Source organism: Cupriavidus sp. HPC(L), assembly GCF_000307735.3.
Taxonomy (GTDB): domain Bacteria; phylum Pseudomonadota; class Gammaproteobacteria; order Burkholderiales; family Burkholderiaceae; genus Cupriavidus.
The window spans coordinates 22,214-29,654 of sequence record NZ_AMPR02000246.1; the positions used below are offsets into that span (position 1 = coordinate 22,214).

The following is a 7,441-nucleotide window of genomic DNA, read 5'->3' on the forward strand; positions in this document are numbered from 1 at the left end:
TCGTTGCTTCGGCTTTGATGCCCGCGCGGTGCTTGCCGGTGGCTATTCGCGCTTCGGCACGATCAGGGCATCGAGCATCGCCACGCCCTTGCCTCTGTCGCGCACCAGCAGCGGATTGATCTCGACCTCGTCGGCCGCATCGCCGAGCGCCAGCACCGCGTCCGAGAACGCCGCGATCGCCTCGCAGGCCGCGGGCACGTCGCACAGCGGACGTCCGCGGAAGCCGTCGAGCAGCGGGAACGCCCGCAGCTCGCGCAGCATCTGCTCGGCGGTGCGCCGATCGACCGGCAGCAGCCGATGGCTGACGTCACGGTACAGCTCGGTCAGCACGCCACCGAGGCCGACCGTCAGCGTCGGCCCGAACACCGGGTCGCGCACCGCGCCGACGATCAGCTCGACGCCGCCGCTCAGCATCGGCTGTACCAGCACGCCGTCGATGCGGGCTTGCGGCGCATGCTGGCGGACGCTGGCCAGCATCTCCGCGCAGGCTGCGCGCACGGCGTCGGCATCGCCGAGATTCAGCCGCACGCCGCCGGCCTCGGTCTTGTGCGGCAGGTCCGCGCTCAGCACCTTCAGCACCACCGGGAAGCCCAATTCCAGCGCCGCGGCGGCGGCCTCGTCGGCGTGCCGCACCACGTAACCCGGGATATCGCCGACACCGTACGCGGCCAAGTAGCGGCGCGCCGCTTGTTCATCGCAGGGCAAGGCCGGCGGCGCCGGCATGACGGCCGCCCGTTCCCTCTCCCCAGCCCTGTCCCGCAAGCGGGAGAGGGAGCCGGTTGCCGCAAGCGCGACCGCTGCTTCGGAGGACGATGGCTCCTCCCTGAGCGCTGCCATACCGGCGGCGTTCTCCCCTCTCCCGCCTGCGGGAGAGGGGTCGGGGGAGAGGGTAAGCAGCGCGCGCCAGGGCCGCCGGGCACGGCGTTCGTGCCATTGCAGCAGCGGCGGCAGCGTCTGCATTGCCATGCCGATATCGGTCATCACCGGGACGCCATGCGCGCGCAGGTCGTCGCGACGGGTTGCGCGGCCGGTGTCGATCGCCAGCAGCAGGCGCGGATGGGCGGCGGCCGTGTCGATCAGGTCGTCGGCCATGCGGTCCAGCAGATAGCCGGGCGCGTAGACGATCACGGCGTCGATCGCGTCGCTGGTCGCCAGCGCGGTCAGCGCGGTGCGCACGAAGCCGGGGTCGTTGACGACATTGCCGGTCACGTCGACCGGGTTCGACACCATGCCGTAGTCGGGAATGCCGGCACGCAGCGTCTGCTGCAATGTTTCCGGCAAGGTCGGCACCTCGAGGCCCGCGCCGATGCACTTGTCGGCCAGGATCGCGCCGACCGCGCCCGAGATGCTGACGATCGCGACGCGGCGGCCGGCGCTGCGCCGTCGGTAGCGCGCCAGCTCCGCCAGATGCGCCATCTGCGCGAAGTCCTGGCATTCGATCACGTTCAGCTGCGCAAAGGCAGCGCGATAGATCTGCTGGTTGCCGGCCAGCGCCGACGTATGCGAGCGCACCGCCTCGCGGCCCTTGTCGGTCTCGCCGGCCTTGAACACGATCACCGGCTTGTCGGCCTCCGCGCAGGCGATGGCGGCGTCGATGAAGCGCGCGCCATTGCGCAGTTCCTCGATATAGCCGAGCACGACATCGGTATCCGGGTCCTGCGCGAGGAACTGCAGGTACTCGGCGAAATCGAGGCAGGCCTCGTTGCCGGTATTGATGAACTGGCTGAACGACACGCCGAGCTCGCGCGCGATCGCGAACACCGCGGCGCAGACATTGCCGCTCTGCGTCAGCAGGCTGACCGTGCCCCGTTCGCGCTGCGGCGGCGCGGTGCGAAAGACCGAGGCGAACGCGGTATAGGCGTGCGTGTTCAGATTGGCGAAGCCCATGCAGTTGGGACCGGCGACCGCCATGCCGGTGGTCCGCACGAAGGCTTCCATCTCGCGCTGCAGCGCGGCCCCGCCCTCGCCCGCCTCGGCAAAGCCGGCCGCGTAGACGATCGCGGCGCGGATGCCGCGCGCATGGCAGCGCTCGAGCATCGGCGTGACCTGCTCCGCGCCGATCGCCAGCACCGCCAGGTCGGTGCCTTCGGGCAGCGCCTCGATCGACGGATGGCAACGCAGGCCGAATACCGTGTCGTACTTTGGATTGACCGGATGGATGTCGCCGCGGTAGCCGAACCGCGTCAGCAGATCGATCGGCATGCCGCCGATGCGGCCGGCGTCGTCGCTGGCGCCGACGATCGCGATCGAGCGCGGATTCAGCAGCGGGTCGAGCTTATGCGCCATGTTCGCCGCTCCGCGCTTCGCGGGCCGGGCCCGACTGGATCGCCTTGGCCAGCCCCGCATCGCGTGCCCGCAGGAAGCCTTCGCTCAGGTGCGACAGCTGGTGCGTATCGAAGTGGGCCGACAGCGCCGAGCGCAGCCCCTGCGCATCGAGCGTCCGGTTCAGCGACCGCTTGATCAGCCGCAGGCCGAACGGCGGCGCCTGCGCAATGCGCGCGGCCAGCGCCAGCGCCTCGTCGTCGAGCGCGGCGTCGGGTACCACGCGATTGACCATGCCGATGCGCAGCGCTTCCGCGGCATCGATCCGGCCGCCGGCGTACAGCATCTCCTTGGCCTTGCGCAGCCCCATCACCCAAGGATGGATCAGCACCTCGGTGGCCGCGGCGCCCAGCGTATGGCCGACTGGATCGGAGAAATAAGCCGATTCGCCGGCCACGATCAGGTCGCACATATTGGCGATCATGAAGCCGCCGGAAACGCAGGCGCCCTGCACCTGCGCGACCGTCGGCTTGGGGAAGTCCCAGATGCGCATGCAGTAATCGAAGTAGCGCCGGCTCTCGTAGGCCCAGCGCTCCTCCACCGTGAAGTCCGCGCGCCTGGCCTGCGCTTCCTTCAGATCGTGGCCGGCCGAGAAATGGCTGCCGCGTCCGCCGATCACCACCACGCGCACGCCGTCGTCCTGCTCGGCTGCCTGCAGCGCGGCGTCCAGTTCGTCCAGCATTTGCTGGCTTTGCGCATTGCGCGCGCTCTCGCGCGACAGCCACAGGCGCCGTACCGCGCCTGTCTGCTCGATCTCGATGGTGGCATCGCCCATGCCGGTCTCCTCGTCTGGTCTTGTGGTTGGTGTTGTGGTCGGTCGCGTGATTCGTCTCGACGCTCTTGCCGCCAAACGAGGGCCAGTGTAGAAAGCAAGGTTTCTACAATACAAACTTATCCGCACCAAATAACCACTATATGGACATACGGGACATACGATGGCCAGGACGAACAAGGTGACCGAGGACAACGCGGAGCAAGGCGGCAGGACCCCGGGCGCGCAGACGCTGCGGCGCGGCCTGCAGTTGCTGCGGCTGATGGCGGAACGGCAGGAGGAAGGACTGTCGCTGGCCGAGCTGGTCGAAGCCACGGGGCTGGAGCGGCCGACCGCCTACCGCCTGCTGTGCTGCCTGGAGGAGGAGCGCTTCGCCGAGCGCCATCCGGCCAGCAAGCGCTATCGGCTCGGACTCGATGCGCTGCAGCTGGGCGCCGCGGTCCACGACAAGGCGCCGGTGGTCGATCTGGTGCTGCCGGCGATGAAGCGGCTGGCGCGGCTGTCAGGCGATACCGTGTTCCTGGTGGTGCAGCAGGGTGACTTCACCGTCTGCCTGCATCGCGAGGAAGGGCCCTTCCCGGTGCGGATCTTCACCACGGTGCCGCAGCAGCGGCGTCTGTTGGGCATCGGCGCCGGCGGCCTGGCGCTGATGGCGAAGATGCAAGACGACGCGATCCGCGAGGTGTTCAAGCGGCGCGCGTCGCTCTACGCCGAGCACGGCATGACGCTGGCCAAGCTGAACAGCGCGGTCGAACGCGCGAGGAAGAAGGGCTTTGCCGAGATCGTCGACAGCATCACCGTCGGCGTGTCGGGCGTGGGCTGCGCCTTCACGCTGCCCTACGGTGCCGAGGCGGCGATCAGCCTCGGCGCGATCAGCAGCCGCATGCATGCCGGGCGGCGCGTCGAACTGGGCCGGCTGCTCCGCGAAGAACTGGAGCAGGCGTTCGGCGGCGAGCCGGCCTGACGGAGATGCCGCGCGAACGCGGCGGCCGCTAGCCGATGCGGCCGAGCACGGTCGGCAGGCCCGACGACAGCATCATCACGCCGGACACCGTCAGCAGGGTCAGCACGATCGCACGGAAGCGCGCCTCGTCGATGCGGTGATAGACGCGCGCGCCGATCAGCGCCGGAATCAGCATCGCGGGCGCGACCACCGCGAACCGCGGCAGCATCTCGGCGGTGACGTTGCCGGCGATCAGGTAGACCAGCATCGTCACCATCAGGATGGTCAGGTTGAAGTTCTGGATGATCGCGCGCTGCCGGTCCTTCTCGTAGCCGCGCAACGTGCACCACAGCGTCGGCACGGTGCCGCTGAAGCCGCCGATCGCGCTCATCACGCCGCCGACCAGGCCGGCACCGGCATCGCCGGTCCTGCCGCCCCAGCGCAGCGGCGGCAGCCGCCGCGCCATGAGCATGGCCGGACACCACAGCACCAGGAAGGCGCCGATCGCGGTCTTGAACGACGCCATGTCGAGATACGGCAGCAGCAGCATGCCGAGCGGAATGCCGGCCAGCCCGCCAGCGACGAAGGGCAGCAGCGCGGCGACATCGAAGCCGCGCCGCACGCGGACGGCGGCGATCACCTGTCCGGTCAGCGAGCCGAATACCGTCAGGACGGCGGCCATGCTGGGTTCGAGCGTCCACGCCCACAGCGACATCGCGACCATGCCGAAGGCAAACCCGGACAGGCCCTGCACGAATCCCGCGAGGGCAGCGCCAACGGCAATGATCAGATATTCCATCGAAGGATCGGGAAGGCGGAAAGGGAAACGGACGACAGGCGCTCAGGCCCAGGCGAAGCCCCGCGATCTTACCGGGGAATGCCGCCGCCCGGGCCGGTCAGCGCTTCGCCAACGCGCGCGCGAGGCGCCGTACGCCCTCTTCGATCTCCGCCACCGACGGCGTCGCGAAGGACAAGCGCAGCGCCGGCGAGGGCCGGCCGGTCGCCACGTGGAACGCCTTGCCGGGAACGAACAGCACGTTTTCCTCGATCGCTTCGCGCAGCAGTTCGGCGGAGTCGGTGCCGTCCGGCAGCGAAGCCCAGACGAACATGCCGCCACCGGGCCGCATATAGTCGATGCGGCCGCCGAGCTCGCGCTCGAGCGCCGACACCATCGCGTCACGCTTGTCGCGGTAGACGTCGATGATGCGCGCGACCTGTCCTTGCAGATGGCCGGCGTCCAGATAGGCGGCCATCGCGCGCTGGATCCACGGCGGCGTGCACAGGTCCGAGGCCTGCTTGGCCAGCACCGCGCGCCGCACCACGTCGGGATGCGCGGCCATCCAGCCGATCCGCAGGCCCGGCGCCACCGTCTTCGACAGGCTGCCCAGATAGATGATGCGATCCCGCAGCGCGGGCTCGCCATTGGCCATCGCCAGCAGCGTGGCGGGCGGCGCGCCGTCGAACGCGAGACAGCCGTAAGGGTCGTCCTCGATCACCAGCAGATCGTATTGCGCCGCCAGCCGCAGCACCGCCTCGCGCCGCCGCACCGACAACGTCGCGCCGGTCGGATTGGCGAAGGTCGGCACCAGATAGATCAGCCGTGGCCTGTCGGCGGGCGCGCTGTCGCGCAGGCACTGCTCCAGCGCGTCCGTATCGATGCCTTCCGCATCGGCCGGCACCGGCACCAGCCGGGCCCCGGCCAGGCGCAGCGCCTGGATCGCCGCGGGATACGTCGGCGCCTCGACGATGACGGGCACGCCCGGCTCGACGAAGGCGCGGACCAGGAAGTCGAAGCCCTGCTGCGAGCCCGATGTCACCAGGATCCGTTCGGCGGCCGTCGGCGTACCGGTCCGCCCCATCTGCCGGCTCAGCGCCTCACGCAGCGCCGGCACGCCCTCGGTGGCGCCGTATTGCAGGCACTCGGCCGGATGGCTGGCCAGCGCCTCGGCCATGCACTGGCCGATCGCCGCGGTGTCGAAGGTCGAGGCGGCCGGGTAGCCGCCGGCGAACGAGATCATGCCGGGGCGCGACAGGTACTGGAACAGCTCGCGGATCGGCGAGCCGGCCGGCTGCTGGAAAGCCGAGGCAAAGGGAAACATGGATGTGTCCTGGCTGGTCATTCGTCCTGGCTCGTCATTCGCCGGTGCCGAGCCACAGGCGGCTCAGCGTGCGGCGCGGATCGAGCCGCGCCTGCATCGCGCCGACGTGATTGAGCACGGCGTGCGCGGTGAAATCGCGATAGAAGCGTTCGTTGTACGGACCGATGCCGTGTTCCGCGCTGAAGCTGCCTTCGAAGCGCTCGACGGTCAGCCGGTACAGCTCGGCCCGGACCTCGCCCGCCACCGCGTCGTCGTAGGCCGGCGCGTCCTGCAGCGGCCAGACCATGTTCAGGTGCACGCCGCCATCGCCGAGATGACCGAAGTCGTAGATCCGCAGCCACGGCCAGCGCGCCGCGATCAATGCGCGCGCCTCGGCGCGGAAGGCGGGGAAGCGCGAGCGCGGCACCGACAGGTCCAGCGCGATGATCTTGCCTTCGTGGCGGATCGACTCGGTGATCGAATGGCGCAGGCGCCAGAGCGCCTCGGGCTTGCCGACCACCGCGTTGCCGATCAGCGTGCCGTAGTGGCGCTCGAGGAAATCCATCAGCAGCGCCTCGAGATCGACGCCGCCGGCGCGGTTGGGCATCGTCGACGACAGCTCGACCAGCATTGCGTAATCGGCGCCTTCGAGCTCGGCGAACGGGTCCTCGACATCGTCCAGGTGGCGCACCACGGCCTGCGCCGCTTCGCGAGAAATGCCTTCGCACGACGACAGGAAATCGCCCAGCTCGGCGTTCAGCGCCAGCAGCAGCGCCTCGAGCTCGGCCACGCCGGTGGGCACCAGCAGCGCGGTAGCGGTTTGCACGGGCAGCGGATAGACCCGCAGCGTCGCCGCGGTGACCACGCCAAAAGCGCCGCCGGTGCCGACGAACAGCTGCTTGAAGTCGAAGCCGACATTGTTCTTGCGCAGCGCCCGGTTCAGGTCGAGCAATTCGCCGGCGGGCTCGGCCAGCACGGCTTCGACTCCCAGCAGGTTCTGCCGGACGTCGCCGTACTTCAGCAGCCGCGCGCCGCCGGTATTGGCGGCGATCATGCCGCCGATGGTAGGGTCGGCGCCGAGGTCCACCGGAAAGAACAGGCCGTCCTGCGCGAGCCGGGCATTGAGCTCGCTGAGCAGCACGCCGGCGCCGACGGTCACCGACTGGTTCAGCGGGTCGACCGTGATGGCGCCCTTCAGGCGCGCGGTGCTCAGCACGACCTGCTCGCCGCCGGCATCCGGCGTCGACGCGCCGACCAGGCCGGTGTTCGCGCCCTGCGGCACCAGCCGCACGCCGAAGCGTTGCGCGGCCGCTACCACGGCCTGCA

6 protein-coding genes are annotated in these 7,441 nt (G+C 69.7%); 1 reads left to right on the forward strand and 5 read right to left on the reverse strand.

Annotation, left to right across the window (positions count from 1 at the left end):
* Positions 1 to 42: 42 nt before the first annotated feature.
* Both B551_RS14705 and B551_RS14710 read right to left on the reverse strand, forming a co-directional pair.
* Positions 43 to 2,286, reverse strand: a complete 2,244-nt coding sequence (locus B551_RS14705) for an acetate--CoA ligase family protein (RefSeq protein WP_006578145.1) — start codon at positions 2,284 to 2,286, stop codon at positions 43 to 45.
* Positions 2,276 to 3,097: an enoyl-CoA hydratase gene (locus B551_RS14710; RefSeq protein ID WP_006578144.1), complete on the reverse strand. Its 822-nt coding sequence runs from the start codon at positions 3,095 to 3,097 to the stop codon at positions 2,276 to 2,278. Before B551_RS14710 ends, B551_RS14705 begins: the two co-directional genes overlap by 11 nt.
* 160 nt (positions 3,098 to 3,257) lie before the next feature.
* Here B551_RS14710 and B551_RS14715 point away from each other — a divergent pair, with 160 nt between their 5' ends.
* Positions 3,258 to 4,058 (forward strand): IclR family transcriptional regulator, encoded by an 801-nt coding sequence (locus B551_RS14715; protein WP_006578143.1) that lies wholly within the window; start codon positions 3,258 to 3,260, stop codon positions 4,056 to 4,058.
* 28 nt (positions 4,059 to 4,086) lie between these two features.
* On the opposite strand, the gene B551_RS14720 is transcribed toward B551_RS14715, so the two are convergent.
* The 3 genes from B551_RS14720 to B551_RS14730 all read right to left on the reverse strand — a co-directional run.
* Positions 4,087 to 4,836 (reverse strand): sulfite exporter TauE/SafE family protein, encoded by a 750-nt coding sequence (locus tag B551_RS14720; protein WP_006578142.1) that lies wholly within the window; start codon positions 4,834 to 4,836, stop codon positions 4,087 to 4,089.
* Positions 4,837 to 4,933: 97 nt separating this feature from the next.
* Positions 4,934 to 6,136: a PLP-dependent aminotransferase family protein gene (locus tag B551_RS14725; RefSeq protein WP_253281364.1), complete on the reverse strand. Its 1,203-nt coding sequence runs from the start codon at positions 6,134 to 6,136 to the stop codon at positions 4,934 to 4,936.
* 34 nt (positions 6,137 to 6,170) lie between these two features.
* Positions 6,171 to 7,441 (reverse strand): FAD-binding oxidoreductase (locus B551_RS14730; protein ID WP_023264408.1); only part of this gene is annotated, 1,271 nt, incomplete at its 5' end.

Coding starts and splice junctions, on each gene's coding strand:
- B551_RS14705 (WP_006578145.1), bottom strand. CDS start 2,286: ATGGCGCATAAGCTCGACCCGCTGCTGAATCCGCGCTCGATCGCGATC.
- B551_RS14710 (WP_006578144.1), bottom strand. CDS start 3,097: ATGGGCGATGCCACCATCGAGATCGAGCAGACAGGCGCGGTACGGCGC.
- B551_RS14715 (WP_006578143.1), top strand. CDS start 3,258: ATGGCCAGGACGAACAAGGTGACCGAGGACAACGCGGAGCAAGGCGGC.
- B551_RS14720 (WP_006578142.1), bottom strand. CDS start 4,836: ATGGAATATCTGATCATTGCCGTTGGCGCTGCCCTCGCGGGATTCGTG.
- B551_RS14725 (WP_253281364.1), bottom strand. CDS start 6,136: ATGTTTCCCTTTGCCTCGGCTTTCCAGCAGCCGGCCGGCTCGCCGATC.